The 19558-nt window shown below is 74.5% G+C and carries 20 protein-coding genes; 8 read left to right on the plus strand and 12 right to left on the minus strand.

The features are described 5' to 3' along the window. Window positions 1-13: 13 nt before the first annotated feature. Window positions 14-1258, minus strand: coding sequence for a glycoside hydrolase 5 family protein (locus ACFV3E_RS23845; RefSeq protein WP_500536461.1), 1245 nt, complete (start codon window positions 1256-1258; stop codon window positions 14-16). 445 nt (window positions 1259-1703) lie between these two features. Between ACFV3E_RS23845 and ACFV3E_RS23850 the strand changes: the two genes are divergently transcribed. Both ACFV3E_RS23850 and ACFV3E_RS23855 read left to right on the plus strand, forming a co-directional pair. After that, the gene (locus ACFV3E_RS23850) at window positions 1704-2732 is read left to right on the plus strand and encodes a LacI family DNA-binding transcriptional regulator (RefSeq protein WP_500536462.1); all 1029 of its coding nucleotides are present in this window, start codon (window positions 1704-1706) and stop codon (window positions 2730-2732) included. A 45-nt stretch (window positions 2733-2777) separates the two neighbouring features. Beyond that, complete coding sequence (locus ACFV3E_RS23855; protein WP_500536463.1) at window positions 2778-3746, plus strand: SDR family NAD(P)-dependent oxidoreductase; 969 nt, start codon at window positions 2778-2780, stop codon at window positions 3744-3746. 52 nt (window positions 3747-3798) lie between these two features. Here ACFV3E_RS23855 and ACFV3E_RS23860 read toward each other — a convergent pair whose 3' ends face one another. Beyond that, the gene (locus ACFV3E_RS23860; RefSeq protein WP_500536464.1) at window positions 3799-4284 is read right to left on the minus strand and encodes a winged helix-turn-helix transcriptional regulator; all 486 of its coding nucleotides are present in this window, start codon (window positions 4282-4284) and stop codon (window positions 3799-3801) included. A 101-nt stretch (window positions 4285-4385) separates the two neighbouring features. Here ACFV3E_RS23860 and ACFV3E_RS23865 point away from each other — a divergent pair, with 101 nt between their 5' ends. Beyond that, the gene (locus tag ACFV3E_RS23865; protein ID WP_500536465.1) at window positions 4386-5975 is read left to right on the plus strand and encodes an MFS transporter; all 1590 of its coding nucleotides are present in this window, start codon (window positions 4386-4388) and stop codon (window positions 5973-5975) included. Between the two features lie 35 nt (window positions 5976-6010). Beyond that, window positions 6011-6430: a PaaI family thioesterase gene (locus ACFV3E_RS23870; RefSeq protein ID WP_500536466.1), complete on the plus strand. Its 420-nt coding sequence runs from the start codon at window positions 6011-6013 to the stop codon at window positions 6428-6430. A 73-nt stretch (window positions 6431-6503) separates the two neighbouring features. On the opposite strand, the gene ddaH is transcribed toward ACFV3E_RS23870, so the two are convergent. The 3 genes from ddaH to ACFV3E_RS23885 all read right to left on the minus strand — a co-directional run bounded on the left by ddaH (window position 6504) and on the right by ACFV3E_RS23885 (window position 8955). Beyond that, entirely contained in the window at window positions 6504-7340 is an 837-nt protein-coding gene (gene ddaH / locus ACFV3E_RS23875) for a dimethylargininase (RefSeq protein ID WP_500536467.1), read from the minus strand. Window positions 7341-7462: 122 nt separating this feature from the next. Next, entirely contained in the window at window positions 7463-7966 is a 504-nt protein-coding gene (locus ACFV3E_RS23880) for an Lrp/AsnC family transcriptional regulator (protein ID WP_500536468.1), read from the minus strand. 17 nt (window positions 7967-7983) lie between these two features. Further along, window positions 7984-8955 carry a transcriptional regulator gene (locus ACFV3E_RS23885; protein ID WP_500536469.1) on the minus strand — a complete coding sequence of 324 codons (972 nt, stop codon included), beginning with the start codon at window positions 8953-8955 and terminating at the stop codon, window positions 7984-7986. Window positions 8956-9029: 74 nt separating this feature from the next. On the opposite strand from ACFV3E_RS23885, the gene ACFV3E_RS23890 reads away from it, so the two are divergent. Further along, on the plus strand, window positions 9030-10244 hold the full coding sequence (locus tag ACFV3E_RS23890) for an MFS transporter (RefSeq protein ID WP_500536470.1): 1215 nt from the start codon (window positions 9030-9032) through the stop codon (window positions 10242-10244). Here the strand turns inward: ACFV3E_RS23890 and ACFV3E_RS23895 are convergent. The 5 genes from ACFV3E_RS23895 to ACFV3E_RS23915 all read right to left on the minus strand — a co-directional run bounded on the left by ACFV3E_RS23895 (window position 10198) and on the right by ACFV3E_RS23915 (window position 14564). Further along, the gene (locus ACFV3E_RS23895) at window positions 10198-10884 is read right to left on the minus strand and encodes an alpha-ketoglutarate-dependent dioxygenase AlkB family protein (RefSeq protein WP_500536471.1); all 687 of its coding nucleotides are present in this window, start codon (window positions 10882-10884) and stop codon (window positions 10198-10200) included. The two genes, ACFV3E_RS23890 and ACFV3E_RS23895, sit on opposite strands and share 47 nt — an antisense overlap. Next, window positions 10881-11717 (minus strand): Ada metal-binding domain-containing protein, encoded by an 837-nt coding sequence (locus ACFV3E_RS23900; protein ID WP_500536472.1) that lies wholly within the window; start codon window positions 11715-11717, stop codon window positions 10881-10883. The genes ACFV3E_RS23895 and ACFV3E_RS23900 overlap by 4 nt, the downstream gene beginning before the upstream one ends. Beyond that, complete coding sequence (locus ACFV3E_RS23905) at window positions 11714-12451, minus strand: 2OG-Fe(II) oxygenase (RefSeq protein ID WP_500536473.1); 738 nt, start codon at window positions 12449-12451, stop codon at window positions 11714-11716. The genes ACFV3E_RS23900 and ACFV3E_RS23905 overlap by 4 nt, the downstream gene beginning before the upstream one ends. A gap of 11 nt (window positions 12452-12462) precedes the next feature. After that, window positions 12463-12978, minus strand: a complete 516-nt coding sequence (locus ACFV3E_RS23910; protein ID WP_500536474.1) for a methylated-DNA--[protein]-cysteine S-methyltransferase — start codon at window positions 12976-12978, stop codon at window positions 12463-12465. A 104-nt stretch (window positions 12979-13082) separates the two neighbouring features. Then, entirely contained in the window at window positions 13083-14564 is a 1482-nt protein-coding gene (locus ACFV3E_RS23915) for an AlkA N-terminal domain-containing protein (protein ID WP_500536514.1), read from the minus strand. A gap of 100 nt (window positions 14565-14664) precedes the next feature. On the opposite strand from ACFV3E_RS23915, the gene ACFV3E_RS23920 reads away from it, so the two are divergent. After that, window positions 14665-15186: a hypothetical protein gene (locus ACFV3E_RS23920; RefSeq protein ID WP_500371811.1), complete on the plus strand. Its 522-nt coding sequence runs from the start codon at window positions 14665-14667 to the stop codon at window positions 15184-15186. A gap of 83 nt (window positions 15187-15269) precedes the next feature. Further along, on the plus strand, window positions 15270-16238 hold the full coding sequence (locus ACFV3E_RS23925) for a YihY/virulence factor BrkB family protein (RefSeq protein WP_500536475.1): 969 nt from the start codon (window positions 15270-15272) through the stop codon (window positions 16236-16238). Between the two features lie 42 nt (window positions 16239-16280). Here ACFV3E_RS23925 and ACFV3E_RS23930 read toward each other — a convergent pair whose 3' ends face one another. Together ACFV3E_RS23930 and ACFV3E_RS23935 are read right to left on the minus strand one after the other, a co-directional pair. Further along, a complete protein-coding gene (locus tag ACFV3E_RS23930; RefSeq protein WP_500536476.1) occupies window positions 16281-17375 on the minus strand; it encodes an NAD-dependent epimerase/dehydratase family protein in 1095 nt (364 codons plus the stop codon). Between the two features lie 155 nt (window positions 17376-17530). Then, on the minus strand, window positions 17531-18697 hold the full coding sequence (locus ACFV3E_RS23935; protein ID WP_500536477.1) for a MalY/PatB family protein: 1167 nt from the start codon (window positions 18695-18697) through the stop codon (window positions 17531-17533). 148 nt (window positions 18698-18845) lie between these two features. Here ACFV3E_RS23935 and ACFV3E_RS23940 point away from each other — a divergent pair, with 148 nt between their 5' ends. Further along, a complete protein-coding gene (locus ACFV3E_RS23940; protein WP_500536478.1) occupies window positions 18846-19502 on the plus strand; it encodes a class I SAM-dependent methyltransferase in 657 nt (218 codons plus the stop codon). Window positions 19503-19558 lie beyond the last annotated feature (56 nt).

The following is a 19558-nucleotide window of genomic DNA, read 5'->3' on the forward strand; positions in this document are numbered from 1 at the left end:
GGGCAAGGGGGGCTCAGCGGGCCTGGGCGGGTGTGACGACCTCGGTGATGCCGCGGGCGGCCAGGTGCGCCGCGTCCGCCGCCCGGTCGGCGAGCACCAGGGCGGGCCGTACGCCCCGGGCGGTCAGCGCGGCCCAGGCCTCGAACACCTCGCCGCCGGGGGCGCATCCGGCCCGGTGGGGCGCCGTCAGAGCGTCGCCCACGTCGATGACGAGCGCGGTCGTCCGCGGCCGCGGCGCGTACCCCCGGTCGCGCAGCTCCGCCACGGCGCGGGCCACGGCGGTGCCCGCCGGCTTGACCTCACGGTCGTTGGTGAGGAGCCCGAGGGTGTACTCGAGTTCGGGGAAGTCGGCGAGGGACCGGGCGACGTCGTGCGAGCACCACCAGGTCACCCCCCAGACGTCCTCGCAGTCCAGGGCGCCCGCGACGGTGGCGGTGGCGAACGCCGCCGCGTGCTCGGGCGGCACCACCGGCGCGGGGGCGCCGACCTCCTGGAGCCAGACCGGGCGGTGCGGATCGGTGGCCCAGGCCTTCGACAGCTCGATCAGGTAGGCGGCGTGGTGCTCGGTGGCCACGCCCGCGTGGCCGTGGCGCTGAGCCGTTCCGTTGAAGACCCAGGAGTGGACCGCGGTCGCGAAGCCGAGGCGGGCGGCCTGCGCGGGGGTGAAGGCGTGGTCGTCCTGGTACCAGGCGGCGTCGTACTCGGCGTGCAGGTGGAGCTTGCCGGGGGCGCCGCGCTCGCACGCGTCGAGCATCAGGCGCAGCCAGGCCTCCGCCTCGGCCGGGCCGATGGGGTCCGGGTCCGGGTGCGGCGGGCCGGAGAACTGGTTGATCTCGTTGCCCACGGTCATGCCGAGGAAGTTGGGCCGGTCGGCGAGCGCGGCGGCGAGCGTGCGCAGGTACTCGGCCTCGGCGGCGACGACGTCCGGGTCGGTGAAGATGTTCCGGCGGTGCCAGGTGGCCGTCCAGGAGGGCAGGAAGTCGAAGCTCGACAGGTGGCCCTGCAGCCCGTCCACGTTGACGTCCAGGCCGTGCTCGGCTGCGGCGTCGACCAGCGCGACCAGCTGCTCCACGGCGCGCGGCCGGATCAGGGTGCGGTTGGGCTGGAACAGCGGCCACAGCGGGAAGACCCGGATGTGGTCCAGGCCGAGGCGGGCGATGGACTCCAGATCGGCGCGGACGGCGTCGAGGTCGAAGTCGAGCCAGTGGTGGAACCAGCCCTGACTGGGCGTGTAGTTGACGCCGAAGCGCGGTGTCATGGCGGTTCCCGTGATCGTACGAGCTGGGGTGGGCGCGCGGCGGCGGAACCGGTGGTCGCGGGGCGGTCGGGGGATGTCCGTCCCGTGATCGGCGCGGCTGGGGGAGTCGCCGCCGGCGCCCACGACAAGGTGACACCGCGCTACGGGAAAGTCAACTCGCCTCTCTCACCTACGCCTTGGGGTCATGAAGTCGCAGGTCAGCGGTGTGCGAAGGGAATTCGGGCGTGAGCGCTAATGCGCTTTAGAACCGAGCCGCTCAAGCGCTTTAGTGCCCAACCCTCCCGGGCTGGGGGATACTGGTCCCCGCGTCGCGCCGCCCGGGGCCCGGCGCGTACGACGTCAGGCGGACGATCCGAGGGGGCCCACGATCGCGGCGCACGAGCCACCGGTGGAGCCGCCGCCGGCTGCCCGGACCGGCCGGCGCGTCCCCGCCCGGCGCCCCACGATGAAGGACATCGCCCGGCGGGCGGGTGTCTCCGAGAGCGCCGTGTCCTTCGCCCTCAACGACCGCCCCGGGGTCTCCGAGACCACCCGCCGGCGTGTGCGCCGGGTCGCCGACCAGCTCGGCTGGCGGGCCAGCACGGCCGCGCGGGCCCTGTCGGGGGAGGGCGCCGCCACCGTGGGCCTGGTGCTCGCCCGCCCGGCGAGCTCGCTGGGCATCGAGTCGTTCTTCCTCCAGCTCGTCTCGGGCATCCAGGAGGTGCTGTCGGAACGCCACCTCGGCCTGCTCTTCCGGGTGGTGGCGGACGCCGAGGAGGAGTGCGCGGTCTACCGCAGGTGGTGGGCCGAGCAGCGGGTCGACGGGGTCATCGTCGTGGACCCGCGGATCGGCGATCCCCGGCCGGCCCTCCTGGACGCCCTGGGCCTGCCCGCCGTCGTGGTCGGCGGCCGCGACGTCGACCGTGAACCGCACGAGCCGGTCGCGTACCCGGTGATCTCCACCGTCCGGGTGGACGACGCGGCCGCCATGGGCGCGATCGTCGAGCACCTGGCGGGGCTGGGCCACCGCCGTGTCGTACACGTCGCGGGCCTGGCCGGCCTGGCGCACACCACGCGCCGCATCGGCTCGCTGCGGGCCGGGGCCGCGCGCCTGGGGATGTCCGGCGTCCGCTCCGTCACCACCGACTACTCCGAGGGCCAGGGCGCCGAGGCCACCCGCCTCGCGCTGGCCGGCCCCGAGCCGCCCACCGCGATCATCTACGACAACGACGTGATGGCGGTCGCGGGCGCCGGTGTGGCCCTCGGCATGGGCCTGTCCGTACCGCGCGACCTGTCGGTCGTCGCCTGGGAGGACTCGGCGCTCTGCCGGGCCACGCATCCGCGCCTGACCGCCCTGGACCGCGACGCGACGGCCTTCGGGCGGCGTGCGGCGGCGGAACTGGTCTGCCTGCTCGGCGGCCGCCCGGCCCGCGACGTGGCCCAGCCGACGCCGGCACTCGTCGTCCGCGACAGCACGGTGCCGCCGCGCGGCTGAGCGCGCACTTGCCCTGGAGCGCACTCCAGCTCCGAGCATGGGGGCATGACAGCTCAGACCAGGATCGGAACCGGATTCGGTGCCCGCACGACCGCGCGGGAGGTGCTGCGCGGGATCGACCTCACCGGGAAGCTCGCCGTCGTCACCGGTGGTCACGCGGGCCTCGGACGGGAGACCACACGCGCCCTCGCCGGCGCGGGCGCCCACGTCGTGGTGGCCGCCCGGCGTCCCGAAGTGGCCAGGGAGGCCCTCGCGGGGATCGGCGGAACGGAGGCGGACGCGCTCGACCTTGCCGACCTCGACAGCGTCCGCGGCTTCTCCGAGCGCTTCCTCGCCTCCGGCCGCGGCATCGACCTGCTGATCGGCAACGCCGGGATCATGGCCTGCCCGGAGACCCGGGTGGGCCCGGGCCGGGAGGCGCAGTTCGCCACCAACCACCTCGGGCACCACGCCCTGGTCAACCGGCTGTGGCCGGCGCTCGCCAGGCGCGGTGGGCGCGTGGTCTCGGTGTCCTCGCAGGGCCATCAGCTTTCGGGCATCCGCTGGGACGACGTCATGTTCGAGCGCGGCTACGACAAGTGGGCGGCGTACGGGCAGGCGAAGACGGCGAACGCGCTGTTCGCCGTCGAGCTGGACCGGCTGGGCCGGGAGGCGGGTGTACGGGCGTTCTCGGTGCACCCGGGCGTGATCCTCACGGACCTGGCCCGTCACGTCCCGCTGGAGGAGAGGGTCGCCGCGGGCTGGATCGACGCGGAGGGCAACCCCGCCGATCCGGCGCTCAAGACACCGCAGCAGGGCGCGGCGACCCAGGTCTGGGCCGCCACGTCACCGATGCTCGCCGGCAGGGGCGGTCTCTACTGCGAGGACTGCGACGTGGCGGAACGCCTCACCGAGGACGCGGACGGGCTCACCGGCGGGGTCCGCGACCATGCCACCGACCCCGAGCAGGCCGCGCGCCTGTGGCGGCTGTCCGCGGAGCTGACCGGCGTCGACGCGTTCGCCGCGGGCGCCTGAACGCCCCCGCCCCGGGCGCCCCGCCCCCGCCCCGGGTGCCGCGCGGCCGGTCTCAGGCCGTCGCGCCCGCGGTGGGGCGGGGCCGGGCGCTGGGGCCGGGGTGGCGGTCGACCTCTTCCGGGGCGTCGATCACATGGCCCTCGTCGCAGACCAGCCGGGCCCGGACGGGCGCGCCGCAGTCGTGGTGGGTGGTCAGGAGGGAGGGCCCCTCGGGGTCGGCGAGGTACTTGTCGCCCCACTGCCGCAGGGCGGTGATCAGGGGGTACAGGTCGCGGCCCTTCTCGGTGAGCACGTACTCGGAGCGGCTCCGGGCGCCGGGCTCCCGGTACGCGCGCTGTTCGAGCAGCCCCTGGGCGACCAGGCCGTTCAGCCGGTCGGTCAGCACCGAGCGGGACACGCCCAGGTGCTCCTGGATGTCGCTGAAGCGCCTGACCCCGCGAGTGACCTCGCGAAGGACCAGCAGCACCCAGGAGTCGCCCACGAGGCCGATGGCACGGCCGACGGAGCAGTTGGAGACGTCCTGGTCGAGGTATTCCATGGTCCGGATCCTACCTGAGTTCGCGGAAAGAACTTAGGGCTGGTAGCGTTCGCTCCGCAGCTAGGTTCGAAATGCGGACTCAGCTCAGGAGGGAACAGTTCATGACGAGCACGAGCGCCGCCGCGGCCAAGGCCGTGACCGTGGGTGCGACCACAGCAGGGACCACCGCGAGGACAACGGACCCGGGGGAGTCGAGGAAGCGCTGGATCGGCTTCGTCGTCGCGAGCCTCGGCCAGATGGCGATGTTCGTGAACATCACCCAGACCGTCGCGGTCCTCGCCCCGCTCCAACAGGACCTTCGGGTGTCGGGTGCGGCGTTCGTGTGGATCGCCGGCATCTACTCGATGATGGTCGCCAGCTTCGTGCTCGCCGCCGGCACCGTCGGCGACCGCTTCGGCCGGCGCCGCGTGTTCGCCCTCGGCATGCTGCTGCTCGGCGTGGGCAGCCTGGTCACCTCCCTGGCCTCCGGCGCCGCGGGCGTCATCGCCGGCCAGGCCCTCATGGGCCTCGGCGGCGCCGCGATCCTGCCGAACAGCCTGTCCCTGGTGACGCACATGTTCGCCGAGCCGCACGCCCGCACCCGGGCCGTCGGCATCTGGGTCGCCGTCTCCGGCATCGGCCTCGCCTTCGGCCCCGTGGCCGCCGGGCTGATCCTGGAGCACTGGTCCTGGCACGCGGTGTTCCTGGTCAACGTGGTCCTCGCCGTCCTGGTGCTGGTCCTCACGCCCCGATTCGTCACCGAGAGCCGGCAGGCCGGACGCCACCTCGACCCGCCGGGCCTGGTGCTCGCGGTCGCGTCCATCGGCGCGCTGAACTACGGCCTGATCGAGGGCGGCCACACCGGCTTCGGCACGGCCAAGGCGATCACGGCCTTCGCCGTCGCGGCCGCGGCGCTCGTCGCCTTCGTCGTGCACGAGGCGCGCACCCGTACGCCCATGCTGAAGCTCGGGCTCTTCCGCGGCCGCTCCTTCGCCACGGCCAACGTCGTCGCGATGATCGCCCAGTACGCCTTCGTGGCCACCGCCTTCGCCCAGGTGCTGTACTTCGAGCGGATCCGGCACGAGTCCATCCTCGACGCGGGACTCCTGCTGCTGCCGATCATGGGTTCCTACGTGCTGGTCAGCTACGTCGCCGCGGGGATCGCGCGCCGGATCGGCTTCAAGGCCACCCTCGGCGCGGGCGCGGCGCTCGCCGCGGCCGGGGCGCTGCTGATGACCGCCCAGACCCCCACCGCGTCCATACCCGTGCTCGCGGTGCTGATGGCGATGTTCGGGGCCGGTGCGGGCCTGGTCCTGCCGCCGAGCACGGCCGTGGCCGTCATCAGCGTGCCGCACACCGACGGCGGCATGGCCAGCGGCACCGTCAACCTCTTCCGTCAGGTCGGCGGCACGCTCGGGGCGACCGTCACGGGCACCGTGCTGACCAGCGGCCTCGCCTCCCGGCTGCCGGGCGAACTCGCCGACCGGGGCGTCCCGTCCGGCATCGCCGAGCAGGTGACCCAGGCCGTCGGCACCGGAGCCCAGGGCTCCACGCTGCCGGCGGCGCTCCGCGACACCGTCACCTCGGCCGTCGGCGACGCCTTCACCGGAGCCCTGCACCTGGCCGTGCTCATCCCGGGCGTCGGCCTGGCGGTCGCCGCCGTCGCGGCCCTCGCGCTCATCGCCAACCGTCCCGCCCCGCAGGCCCACTGATCCCGGGCACGTCCAGGACGAACAGGAGAGTCACGATGACGGAGACGACCGGCCCCGCCCTCGGCCCGGAGGCCGCAGGCGCCTTCCTGCGCGCCGTCGGGCTGCGCTTCGACGCGATCAGCGCGCAGGAGGTCACCGCCCACCTGGAGGTCACCGAGGAGCACCACACCCCGTGGGGGATCACCCACGGCGGCCTCCACGCCACGGTCATCGAGAGCGTGGCGAGCGTCGGCGCCTCCCACGCGGTGCGCTCCGAGGGCCGGTTCGCCGTCGGCGTGAGCAACCAGACCGACTTCCTGCTCCCGTACGTCAAGGGCCGCCTCGACGTCCGCGGCACACCCCTGCAGCAGGGCCGGAGCCTGCAGCTGTGGCTGGTGGTGATCACGGACGCCGAGGGCCGGACCATCGCCCGCGGGCAGGTACGGCTGTTCAACCGGTCGCTGCCCGGGCAGTGACCCCGGGGCGTCGTCCAGGGCCCTCGTCCCGGGCGCTCATCCCGGGCCGTCACCCGGGCAGGGACCACGGACGTCAGACCGCCGGGCGGAGCTCCTGCGTGCAGCACTTGATGCCCCCGCCGGCCTTGTGGAACTCCGTGAGGTCGACGGGGACGGGCACGTAGCCCCGCCCGGCGAGTTGTTCGACCAGCCCCGTCGCCGCGGGCGCCACGAACACGTGCCGCCCGTCCGACACCGAGTTGAGGCCGAACGCCAGCGCGTCGTCCGTGGTGGCGACGACCGCGTCCGGGAACATCCGGCGCAGCACCTCACGGCTGCCGGGGGAGAAGGCCTCCGGGTGGTACGCGATGTTCGCCTCGCCGCCGCCGGCCCCGTCGTCCAGGACGAACAGCGCGGTGTCCAGGTGGTAGAAGCGCGGGTCCGTCAACTGCAGGCCGATCGTCGGCACGCCGAAGAACTCCTGCACCTCGTGGTGCGCCGCCCGGACCGTGCGGAAGCCCGTACCCGCCAGGACGAACCCGCCGACCGGCACCAGGTCGCCCTCGCCCTCGCAGACCGACGCCGGGCGGTGCACCTCGAAACCCGCCGACTTGAACCAGGCCGCGTACTCGTCGGCCTCCGGGCGCCGCTCGGGCGCGTGGAACGACGAGCCGAACACCCGCCCCTCCACCACCAGCGCCGAGTTGGCGGCGAACACCATGTCCGGCAGCCCCGCGACCGGCCCGACGGACTCCACCGTGTGGCCGTGCTCCCGGTAGGTCCGCACCAGCGCGGCCCACTGCTCCCGGGCGAGCGCGGTGTCGACCCGCACGCCCTCCCGCATCCAAGGGTTGATCGCGTAGCGCACGTCGAAGTATTCGGGCGGGCAGACCAGATAACGCCGGGGGCGGGCCACACGGTTCTCGGGCACGGCGAACTCCTCCGCTTCCTGCGGGACGGCCAGGGGATGGCTCAACGGTAGGAAGCACAGGCCGCGGGCGACAAGATCGGGACGCTGCGCACAGGCGCAGCGATGCTGCGTCGAAGGACCCGTCAGCGCAGGTCCGTTGCGCTTTCCGCGGCGGACCGTCCCGCCCCCGCCTCCGGGCTCTCCGGCAGCAGGTGCGACAGCACCATGTAGCTGATCGTCTTCCGGATGAAGGGCTCGGTCCTGATCCGCTCCAGGACCTCCTCGAAGTGCTCGACGTCGGTGGCCCGCACGTGCAGCAGGGCGTCCGCGCCGCCCGTCACCGTCATGGCCGCCGTGATCTCCGGGTGGTTCCTGACGACCTCGGCCAGCCGCCGGGGCGGCGCCGCGCCCTCGCAGTACACCTCCACGTACGCCTCCGTACGCCAGCCCAGCGCGGCGGGCCGGACGGTGGCGGTGAAACCCGTGATGATCCCGGACTCGCGCAGCCGGTCCACCCGCCGCTTGACGGCCGTCGCCGACAGGCCGATGTCCGCGCCGATCTCCGCGAAGCTCGTCCTGGCGTTCACGATCAGGGCCGCGACGATCTTGCGGTCGAGCTCGTCGAACGGCGCGGGTCTGTGGACCATGCCCGGTGCTCCTTCCCTCAGCCGTCCTGCTGGGCCGCGACCAGGGCGTCGCCGGTCTCCGTCCGGTAGTAGAGCACGGAACGCCCCGCGCGCCGCCGCCGCACCAGACGGGCGTCGAGCAGCACCCTCAGATGACGTCCCACCGAGCCGAGCCCCTGGCCGGTCAGGGCCACCAGTTGCGTCGTGCTCATCGGGGTCGCGAGCAGCACCAGGACCGCGGCGCGCGCCGGACCGAGCAGCGCGCCCAGCGCCTCGGGGACCGGCTGCCGCCCCGCCTCGGCCAGCGCCCCCGAGCACGGGTACACCACCGCGTACCGTACGTGCTCGTCCCAGGACACCCAGCCGGTGCGTGGGGTGACGGGCACGAACATCAGCCGGGCGCCGGACAGGTCGCGCGGCGGGTACTCCCGCGTGTTGATCTGCAACCGGCCCTCACCGAGCCAGCGCATCCCCCGGCGCATGTCGTCCAGCGCCTCCGCCCAGCCGCCCCGGCCCAACTGGGCGGTGCGTGCCACGATGTCGGCCTCGATGACCCGTCGGCGGCGCGGCCAGTCCGGCAGCACCGTGTGCGTCCACACCCAGGCGACGACGTCCGCCGCACGCTCCGGCAGGTCCGCGCGGCGAAGCCGCCCCGGGAGCGGTCCGCCCAGCGACACCGCCAGATGCTCACGGGCGGCCTCCGGCGGGGTCTCCCGGATCCGCGTCAGCTCCTCCTCGAAGCCCGGGCTGCCCTCGCCGCTGGGCGTGGGGGTCAGGAAGTCCGCGTTCCAGGCGCGCCCCAGGGCGGCGCGCACCAGCAGCCCGGTCACCGGGTCGGCGGCCAGCCGCTCCCGGTACGCCGCCAGGTGCGCGCCCAGCCAGGCGCGCTCCCCGGGGTGCGCGGCCGTGCCCCGGTCGAGCAGCTTCAGTGCCGCGACGGCCTCGGCCAGCGGGGAGACGACGAAACGGCTCGCCACCAGCGTCTCCGCGTCGACCAGCCACCAGCCCATGCCCCGCACTCCTCACCTTTCGCGCCTGCGCGAAACATTAACCGCCCGATGCGCCGCCGCCGAGACTCAGGTCCATGCGCACCTACCAAGAACTCTTCCGCACACGGGAGTTCACCCCGCTCTTCCTGGTCTCCACCGGACAGGTCGCGGCGCAGACGGTGAGCGGGCTGGCCCTGAGCACCCTGGTCTACGACGCCACGGGCTCACCGCTGCTGTCCGCCGTCGCCATGTTCGGCCCGTCCCTCGCACAGGTGGTGGGCGCGACGACACTGCTGTCGGCGGCCGACCGGCTGCCGCCGCGTGCCGCGCTCACGGCGGTCGCCCTGCTCTTCGCCCTGGGCACCGCCGTTCTGGCCGTCCCCGGTCTGCCGATGTGGGCCGTCTTCGTCATCCTGCCCGTCGAGGGCCTGGTGGCGTCACTGGGCGGCGGAGTGCGGTACGGACTGCTCCACGAGATCCTCCCCAAAGGCGGCTTTCTGCTGGGCCGTTCCGTGCTGAACATGGCCACCGGCACCATGCAGATCTGCGGCTTCGCCGCAGGCGGCCTGCTGCTGGCCGCACTCTCCCCCCGCGGCGTCCTGCTCGCCGGCGCGGCGCTCTACCTCACGGCTGCGGCCGCCGCCCTGACCGGACTGCGCCCCAGGCCCCCGCGCGCGGGCGGCCGCCCCTCGGCGGCCGAGACCTGGCGGACCAACGCACTGCTGTGGTCGGCCCGGCCGCGCCGCTATGTGTACCTCGCGCTCTGGGTTCCCAACGGCCTGATCGTCGGCTGCGAGTCGCTTTTCGTGCCCTACGCGCCCGACCACGCCGGGCTGCTCCTGGCCGCCGCGGCCTGCGGCATGCTTGCCGGCGACACGATGGCCGGCCGCTTCGTCCCGCCGTGGTGGCGCGAACGCGCGGGCGCTGCGCTGCGACTGCTGCTCGCGGCCCCCTACCTGCTCTTCGCCCTGCACCCGGTGCTGCCCCTGGCGGCGGCCGTCGTCGCCGTCGCCTCCGTCGGCTACGCGGCGAGCCTGCTGCTGCAGGAGCGGCTGATGGCCCTCACCCCGGACGAACTCAGCGGTCACGCCCTCGGGCTGCACTCCTCGGGCATGCTCGCCTGCCAGGGCCTGGGCGCCGCCCTGGCCGGTGCCGTCGCCCAGCACACCTCCCCGGCCACCGCGATGTCGGTCATGGCCGCGGTCTCCGTCGCCGTCACCCTGGTGCTGGCCCCGGGCCTGCGCCCGGGCGCCGCGGACGCCGTCATCGCCGCGGCGCCCGCCCCCGCGTCCCGTCGTCCAGTCCCGTGACCCGCATCGTGATGTTGAGCCGGCCGGAGGCGAGACCGGTGGCCGGGTCACCCGTGCCCGGGAGGACCTTCGGCACCGCGTGGTAGGCGAAGCGGGACGGGCCGCCGAAGACGAACAGGTCGCCCGAGGCCAGCTCCAGGTCCGTGTAAGGGCGGTTGCGGTTCTCGGTGTTGCCGAAGCGGAACACACAGGTGTCGCCGATGGTCAGCGACACGACGGGGGCGGTGCTGCGCTCGTCCTTGTCCTGGTGCATGCCGAGCTTGGCGTCGCCGTCGTAGAAGTTGATCAGCGCGGTGTCCGGAGTGTAGCCGTCACCTGCCGCCGGGTCCTCGTACGCCTCGACCAGGGCGCGGCGGCCCAGGTCCACCATCCAGTCGGGGAAGGGGGCCACCCGGGCGCCGTTCACGTCGTCCGCGGTACGGGTGTAGCGATAGGGCCGCCAGTGCCAGCCGACGCAGACCGTGCGCACCGACATCACCCCGCCGCGGGGGAGGCGGGTGTGCCGGATCGGGACCGGGCCCATGGCCCAGGCGCGGCACGCGACGACCAGCTCCCGCTGCTGGTCCAGGGTGAGCCAGCCCGGCACGTGCACCGCGCCCGGCGCCACCTGCAGCCGGGGACGCGGGATGAGCGCGCTCACCGGGCACCGCCCTTCCCTGGGGCGGCCGCGGTCACCCGGCCCCGGTCCACGCGCCAGGTCCCGCCGTCGGCGGCCGCGCCGCGCAGGCCCTGGACCGTCTCCGCGCCCGCGGCGGCCACCGCGCGCGCGTCGCCGAGGGAGGCGAAGCCGTACGTACGGGCCGGGTCCCACGGCGTGCTGTGTCGCAGACGGCGGGCCAGCTGTGCCCACCCGGCGGGCGCCGCGGCCACCACCCAGGCGTCCGGCGCCGGCGCGGTCAGCCGCCCGGCGGCCCGCAGCCAGGACGCGGCCCGTTCGGGCCAGTCCACGACGGCCACCACGGTGCCGCCCGACGCGCGCCACGCCGCGGCGAAGGCCCCGGCGGCGGCACGGGAGGCGGCGTCCCGGCTGTGGCCGACGGCGACGGCGCGCACGCGGGGGCGGGCGTCACCGAGCAGGCCGAGCAGGGCCATGAGTTCGGTCCCGGTGTGCGGCTGCGGCGCCGGCACGCCGTCGAGCACGGCGAGCCCCTCGGGCGTGACCAGCGGCGAGGCCGGTGCCGCGGCGGGTGCGTCGGGGTGGGTCATGGCGTTCCGCTCCGTCGGTGTCGCCTTCCATTGTCGGTACCGTCCGGGCAGGCAGCGGGCGCAGGGCCGGAAGCCCGCGGCGACCGCCGTCGCCTCGTCCGCGAAGAAGACCCGCTCCCGCACGTATCCGCCGCGCGCGATGGCCTTCTGTGCTGCCGGGCAGTCGAGGCGGCCGTACAGCCGGCCGCGCCGGTGCCCGCCGAGCGTCCCCGGGACCGCGCTGCGGTACGGCAGCCCGTCCGGGCCGGTGAGCACGTACGTGGTCACGTCGCGTCGTGGAAGACCAGGCCCAGGGTGTGGCGGCGGCCCGCGCGCACGGTGCTCACCCCGTGCCGCATCGGGCCGGCGGACCAGCCGCGGACCGAGCGTACGGGCCGGTCGCGGGTGGTGAAGACCAGCGCGTGGCCCTGGGGCAGGGTGGTGGACGAGCCCCGGGTCTGCGCCCGCGGCCGCTGCTCCGTCATCAGGAACTCGCCGCCGGTGTAGTCCTCGCCGGGGGCGTCGAGCCCGATCACGACCTGGAGCGGGAAGACGAGGTCCCCGTACAGGTCGCGGTGGAGCGCGTTCCAGTCCCCCGCGCCGTAGCGCAGCAGGATCGGGGTCGGCCGCGTCTGACCGGCGGCGTGGCACATGGCCAGCCACGCGTCGAGGGTGTCCGGCCAGGGCGCGGGCTGCCGGAGCCGGGCCGCCCAGTCGCGGGCGATCGGCAGCAGCCGCGGGTAGAAGGCCGCCCTCAGGGCCCGCACCGGCTCGGGGACGGGGTACGCGAAGTAGCGGTACTGTCCGGAGCCGAAGCGGTGCCGGGCCATGTCGACGGTCGAGCGGAACCGCCCGGGCTCGTCGTAGAACGCGGCGACCGCCCGGCACTCGGCGGGGGAGAGGACCGGACGGGCGGTCAGGGCGCTCCCGTGGGCGTCGAGTCCGGCGGCGACCGCGGGCCAGTCCTCGGCGTCGACCCGCTCGGGCAGGGCGGTCGTGGGCGGTGCGGCGGTGGTGGTCATGGCCGTCGTCCTCATGCCGTACCGTGCCCGGCCTCGAGGTCCAGCAGCAGCCGCTTGCGCTCGACTCCGCCCGCGTAGCCGGTGATCGCGCCCTTGGCGCCGAGCACGCGGTGGCAGGGGCGGACGACCAGCAGCGGATTGCGGCCGATCGCGGTGCCGACCGCGCGCGAGGAGGTCCGGGGGATGCCCATGGCGTCGGCGACGTCCGCGTAGGTCAGCGTCGTGCCGTAGCCGATGGCCTCCAGGGCCTTCCACACCTGCTGCTGGAAGGCGGTGCCCGCGCTGGTGAACTCGATGTCGAAGTCGGTCAGTTCACCGGCGAAGTACGCCCGCAGCTGGCGGGCGATCTCGGTGAACGCGGCGTCGTCGGCACGCGCGCTGTCCGCCAGGTCCGCCGCGAGGACGCCGCCCTTCTGGTCCGGTACGGACAGCGAGGAGAGCGCGGTGCCGCCCTTCGCGGTGGGCGACTCCTCGCCGACCAGCAGCAGTTCGCCCAGCGGGCTGTCGAGCGTCGTGTAGACCGTCATCGGTCTTTTCCTTTTCTCACGGTTTCAGTGACATCTACGATTCTGCGGTGGTTCATCACCGATGTCCGGCGGGATTCGGACGTCGCATTCCCGCTGCCTCCCGGTCAACCGGCGCCCCACAGCAGGTGCATCGCGTAGCTGCGCCACGGCCGCCAGCCCTCGGCGTCCTCCAGCGGCACACCGGCACGCGCGGCCCCCGCGCGCACGGCGACGTCGCCCTCCAGCAGCACGTCGGGATCGCCCAGGGCGCGCATCCGGATGTAGCCGGCCGTCCACGGCCCGATGCCGCGCAGCGCGAGCAGGTCCTTCTCCGCGCCGTCCCGGTCCGCGCCCGGGTCGAGGACGACCTCGCCGACGGCGAGGGCGCGGGCCAGGCCGCGCAGCGTCTCCCGCCGGGCCTCCGGCATGCCGACCGCCTCCAGCGACGCCCCGGCGAGGGCGTCCGCGTCGGGGAACAAATGCGTCAGGCCGCCGCTCGGCGCCGCCAGCGGCTCGCCGTGGGCGGCGACCAGGGCCGCGCCGAGCCGGCGTCCCGCCGCCACGGAGACCTGCTGCCCGAGCACCGCCCGCACCGCCAGTTCGTGCGGGTCCGCCGCCCCTGGAGCGCGCAGCCCGGGGCGGGCGCGGGCCAGGGCCCCCAGCGACGGGTCCGCGGACAGTCGTTCCACGACCGCGTACGGATCGGCGTCCAGGTCGAACAGGCGCCGCACCCGCTGCGTCCCGGTGGTCAGGTCGCGGAGCCCGGTCATGTGCAGCCGGGACTCGAGCCAGTCACCGCCCCTGCCGGGCGCCGCCTCCTCGACCTCGGCGACCGCGGGCCCGTGCGGCAGGCGGAGGGTGCGCCGGTAGACACGCCGGCCGCGGGTCCCCGTGATCTCCTCGACGCCGGTGATCGCGCGGGCCGCCAGGTAGTCGAAGACCTGCCCGGTGTCGTACGGCCCCCGGTACGCCAGCCGCAGCGGCACCCCGGCGGCGGCGTCGGCGGCCGCGTGCCGGGCGGGGCGCGCCCGCCGCAGTGCGGTCGGCGTGAGCGCGTACACCTCGCGGACGGTGTCGTTGAACTGCCGTACGCTCGCGAAGCCGGCCGCGAAGGCGATCTCCGCGGCCTGCATGTCCGTGGTCTGCAGCAGGATCCGGGCGGTGTGCGCCCGCTGCGCACGCGCGAGGGCGATCGGACCCGCCCCCACCTCGGCGTTGAGCTGCCGTTGCACCTGCCGGGCGCTGTAGCCGAGCCGTGCGGCCAGCCCGGCGACGCCTTCCCGGTCGACGACGCCGTCGCCGATCAGCCGCATCGCACGGCCCACCACATCGGCCCGCGCGTTCCACGCCGCGGACCCCGGCACCGCGTCCGGACGGCACCTCCGGCAGGCCCGGAAACCGCCCCCCTGGGCGGCCGCCGCCGTTCGGAAGAAGCGGACGTTGCGCCGCTTGGGCGTGACCGCCGGGCAACTGGGGCGGCAGTAGATCCCCGTCGTCGCCACCGCGAAGAAGAACTCGCCGTCGAAGCGCGCGTCGCGGCTGCACACCGCCTCGTACCTGCTGTCCTCGCCGGTCGCGTCGTTCGTCACCCCTCCACTGTGCGGCATCGCGGGAGCGGGACGCTGGCGGGATTCGGACGTCACGTTCCGGGCGTGCCCTGCCGGGCACGGCCGTGCGGGGTCGGGTCGCCTCGGTGATCCTGAAGGGGTGACAGCCGGCTCCGCCCCGCGGGACCTCGCCGGCCGGGAGGCTCCCGGCACGGGACGCGCCAACTACACGGGCGCCGTCTACGGATCGCTGCTGGCCGCCTCGGTGGTGGCCGGGGCCGGCTCGGCGGGGCCGTACCCGCGGCTGGAACTGGTGCTGCTGCTGATCTGCACGGGCCTGGTGTTCTGGGCCGCCCACGTCTACGCGGGCTTCGTCGGCGACCGGTTGCGCGGGGGGAGGATCACCTGGCACGAGATCCGCCAGGTGTGCGTCCGCGAGTGGCCGATCGTGCAGGCCGCGCTGCTGCCGGCGACGGCGGTGGCGGTGAGCCCCCTGCTGGGGCTCGGGCTGGAGGGCGCGGCCTGGCTGGCCCTGACCATCGCCGTCGTCCAGCAGGTCGTGTGGGCCAGCGCGGCCGTCATCCGGGTGGGAGCCTCCCGCTGGGCGGTGGTGTCGGTGGGGATCGTGAACCTGGTGCTGGGCCTGGTCATCGTGGCGGCGAAGGTCGCGCTCCAGCACTGAGGGCCGGTGCGTCGTTCATCCCTTGTGAGGCGGTTTGCCCTGTTTCCTGTGGGGGACGTGTGCCCTGAGGAGAGTGATCGCGCATGGCTCGCCACCCGCAGACCGGCGTCAGCAAGCCGACCGAGCTCCCCCAGGAGTCCTGGCGCGTGGTGCTCCGGCGCACGGTCAAGGAGTTCTGGGCGGACCACCTGACCGACTGGGCCGCGGCGCTGACCTACTACGCCGTCCTGTCGGTCTTCCCGGCCCTCCTCGTCATGGTCTCGGTCGTCGGCCTGCTGGGCGGCCCCAGCGTCAAACCCCTGATCGTCAACGCGAGCGGGCTCGCGCCCGGACCGGTGCGCGACACGCTGACCGGCGTGCTCGGGCAGTTGCAGCACGGCGTCGGCCGCGGGGGACTCGCCCTCGCGATCGGCATCGTGGTCGCCGTGTGGTCGTCCTCCGGCTACGTGGCGACCTTCATGCGGGCCGCCAACGCCCTCTACGACATCGACGAGGGCAGGCCCGTGTGGAAGACCCTGGCCGCCCGATTCGTCATTCCCGTGGTGCTGTTGGTGGTGACGGCGCTCATCGCGCTCGGCGTGGTCCTCACCGGAGTCCTGGCCCGCAGGACGGGTCAGGTGCTGGGGGTCGGCGACGCCGCGCTCGGCGTGTGGGGGATCGCCAAATGGCCCGTGATGCTCCTGCTGTTCAGCCTGGTCCTCGCGCTGCTGTACTGGGCGGCGCCCAACGTGAAGCACGGCGGCTTCCGGTGGGTGAGCCCCGGCAGCATCCTGGCCGTGGTCATCTGGGCCCTCGCCTCGATGCTCTTCAGCCTCTACGTGTCCAACTTCAGCAACTACAACCGGCTCTACGGCAGCCTGGCGGCGATCATCGTCTTCCTCGTCTGGCTGTGGATCTCGAACATCGCCGTCCTCCTCGGCCTGGAGTTCAACGCCGAGCTCGAACGGGCGCGGGCGCGGCCGGACGGAGGCCCGGACGACGGTCCGGACGAGACATTGCCCAAGGCCGAACCGCAGGACACCGAGCGGCTCCACGCCGACGAAGGGCGATGACGGGACGCCGTCCGGCCGCTACGCCGTCACGGCCACGGACCGTCACGGCCGTGAGCCGACGCCGGTCGCGACCTCATGGAGCCGGCTGCCGGCCCCGCCCGGTGCCAGCGGGGCGGTGGAGGTGTCGCCCGCGCCCTCGCGCAGACCCGCGAGGAACTCCTCGATCGCCTGCGTGGCGGTGTGGCGGGGCTCCCAGCCCAGCTCGCGGCGGGCCCGCGCGGTGTTCATCAGCGGCAGTCTGACGACCGCGTCGAACAGGCCGGGCGACGACGGCACCAGGTGCAGCCGCCACGCCCCGGCCAGCGCCGCCCGCACCGCGCCCCGCGGCATGCGGACGACCTGCGCCCCGAGCAGCGTGGCGAGTTCACCCGCGTCCAGCGGCGGATCGGCCGCCAGGTTGAAGGCGCCCCGCACGGGACGGTGCAGCGCCGCCCGGTAGGCCTCGGCCGCGTCGTCGGAGTGCAGCGCCTGGAAGCGCAGACCGCGCAGGTCCGGGACGACCGGCACCAGGCGGGGCCGTACGAGCCGGTTCGGCAGGAACGGCCCGGCGAACAGCCTGCGTTGCTGAGCGGCGGACTCCCGTTTGAAGATGAAGCCCGGTCGCATCCGCACCACGCGCAGGCGCGGGTTCTCCCGCTCGAAGGTGTCGAGGTAGCGCTCGACGTACGCCTTCTCCCGGGAATACGCGGCCCCCGGCCAGCCGTGCGTGGGCCATGACTCGTCGACCGGGTACCGCTTCGGGCCGGGCGAGTACGCCGCCACCGACGAGGCGTGCACCAGGGCCGGCACACCGGCCGCCGCGGCCGCCTCGAAGACGCGGATGCTGCCCAGGACGTTGGTGCGCCACGTGATCGCGGGGTCGTGGGTGGGCTGCAGCAGCCAGGCCAGGTGCACGACGGCGTCGGCACCGCGGAAGTGCTCCACCAGGCGCGTTCTGTCGTCGCCCAGGTCGGCGTGCACCCACGAGGTACGGGCGGGCTGCCAGTCCTCGGGGATCCTGCGGGCGATGCCCACGATCCCGGCCACCGCCGGGTCCTCGCCGAGCGCCCGCACCAGGCTCGTCCCGACGTTTCCGGTCGCCCCTACGACGACGACGCGCAGGCCGCCGCCGCTCCCGGGCGTGGAGTCGTCCGTCACGTTCCTCGCCTCCCTGGGGCCGCCGGGAGCGCCCGGGCACCGCGCGGTGCCGGACCGCGCCGTCCGGCGTCACGGCGGCCTCGTCCGATGCCTGCCTCGGTCTGTCGGGGCGGCTACCCGGCGAGGGACGTTTCAGGCCTCGGCCGCGGCGGCCGTCAGCCGAGCGCCTTCGCCATCCGGCGCACCGCCTCCGTGAGCACCTCGGGCGTCGTCGCGAGGTTCAGCCGTACGTGCCCGTCGCCGCCCGTGCCGAAGTCCGGCCCCGCGCTGAGGGCGACCCGCCCGCGGGCGAGGAAGGCGGCGGCCGGGTCGTCGCCCAGGCCCAGCTCCCGGCAGTCCAGCCAGGCCAGGTAGGTGCCCGGGGCCGGCCGGTAGCCGACCGACGGCAGGTGCTCGGCCAGCAGCTCCGCGAGCAGCCGCCGGTTGTGCGCGAGGTCGTCCAGCACGGCGTCGAGCCACGGGCCGCCGTCGCGCAGCGCCGCCGTGTGGGCGATGACGCCCAGGTGGCTCGGCCCGTGACTCACCTCCTCCGGCATGCGCGCCAGGTCGTCCGCCGCGGCGGGCCCGGCCAGGGCGAGGGCCGCCTTCAGACCGGCCAGGTTCCACGCCTTCGAAGCGGACATCAGCGACAGGCCGCTCTCGCCGCCGGGCACGCTCAGGTACGGCACGAAAGCCGCCTCGGCGGTCACCAGAGGTGCGTGGATCTCGTCCACCACGACCCGCACCCCGTACGACCCGGCCAGCGCCGCCACCGCGGACAGCTCCTCGGCGGTGTGCACCGTGCCGGTCGGATTGTGCGGGCTGCACAGCAGGTAGGCGGCCCGTCCGCCGCCGGCCGTGCACCGGGCGAAGGCCTCCTCCAGCGCCGCGAGATCCAGCCGCAGGCCGGAGCCGAACGGGGTCTGCACCACGCGCCGGTCCATGTGCGTCACGAACTGGTAGAACGGCGGGTACACCGGACAGTTGACGATCACCGGGTCCCCGGGATCCGTGACGAGCTTCAGCATCTCGACGACACCCAGCATCACGTCGGGCACGATGGAGGCGCGCTCCACGGCCAGACCGTCCCAGCCCCACCGCTCACGGGCGAAGTCCGCCAGCGCCTCCGCGTACGCGGTGCCCGCCGGATACCCCGTGTCGCCGACCGCGATCGCCTCCGTGAGCGCGCGGGCCACGGGCCCGGCCAGCGGCACGTCCATCTCCGCCACCCACAGGGGCAGCACGTCCTCCGGATGGGTGCGCCACTTCATGCTCGTCCGGCGCCGGAGCTGGTCGAGCGTCAGGCGGCGCAGGGGGTGGTCGTCATTCGACGCGGTGTCCATGACACCAAACATAGGTGCCGGCCTGCCGCCGGGGCAGAGGACGGCCTGCGGACGAGTTGCCGAACCGGCAAGAAGGCTTGCCCGGCGAGCGCGCGGGGCCGCAAGGTCGGGGCAGGTCCACATCCACGGCACGGAGGAGACGACATCCATGACCGACGGCACCACCAGCACGACCGGCGCCGCATCCGAGGCGGAGTTCTGGGACGCCCGGTACGCCGGGAGCGACCGCGTCTGGAGCGGAAAGGCCAACGAGGTCCTGGTCCGCGAGGTCGGGCGCCTGAAGCCCGGTACGGCGCTCGACCTGGGCTGCGGCGAGGGCGCCGACGCGGTCTGGCTGGCCCGGCAGGGGTGGCGGGTCACCGCCGTCGACATCTCCCGCGTCGCCCTGGAGCGTGCCGCCGCCCACGCGACGGCCGAGGGCATCCCGGACGGCGTCGTCGACTGGCAGCGGCACGACCTGTCCGAGACGTTCCCCGGGGGAACCTACGACCTGGTCTCCGCGCAGTTCCTGCACTCGCCGAACGACATGCCCCGCGAGCGCATCCTGCGCGCCGCGGCGGCGGCCGTGGCACCCGGCGGCGTGCTGCTCGTCGTCGGGCACTCCGGGTTCCCGGCCTGGCAGACCGAGCCGCACCCTGAGGTGCACTTCCCGACGCCGGAGGAGGTCCTGCGGAGCCTCGAGCTCGCCGAGGAGGAGTGGGAGGTGCTGCTGACCGACGAGCACGAGCGCGTCCAGAACGACCCCGACGGACGGCCCACGACGCGTGTGGACAACACCCTGGAGATCCGCCGCTTGGAGCGGTGACACGACGCGCGGCGGGCCGTGCCGACCACGGCCCGCCGGGGCATGTGCGCGGGCAA

This window comes from Streptomyces sp. NPDC059718 (genome assembly GCF_042733315.1).
In the GTDB taxonomy this organism is placed as follows: Bacteria; Actinomycetota; Actinomycetes; order Streptomycetales; family Streptomycetaceae; genus Actinacidiphila.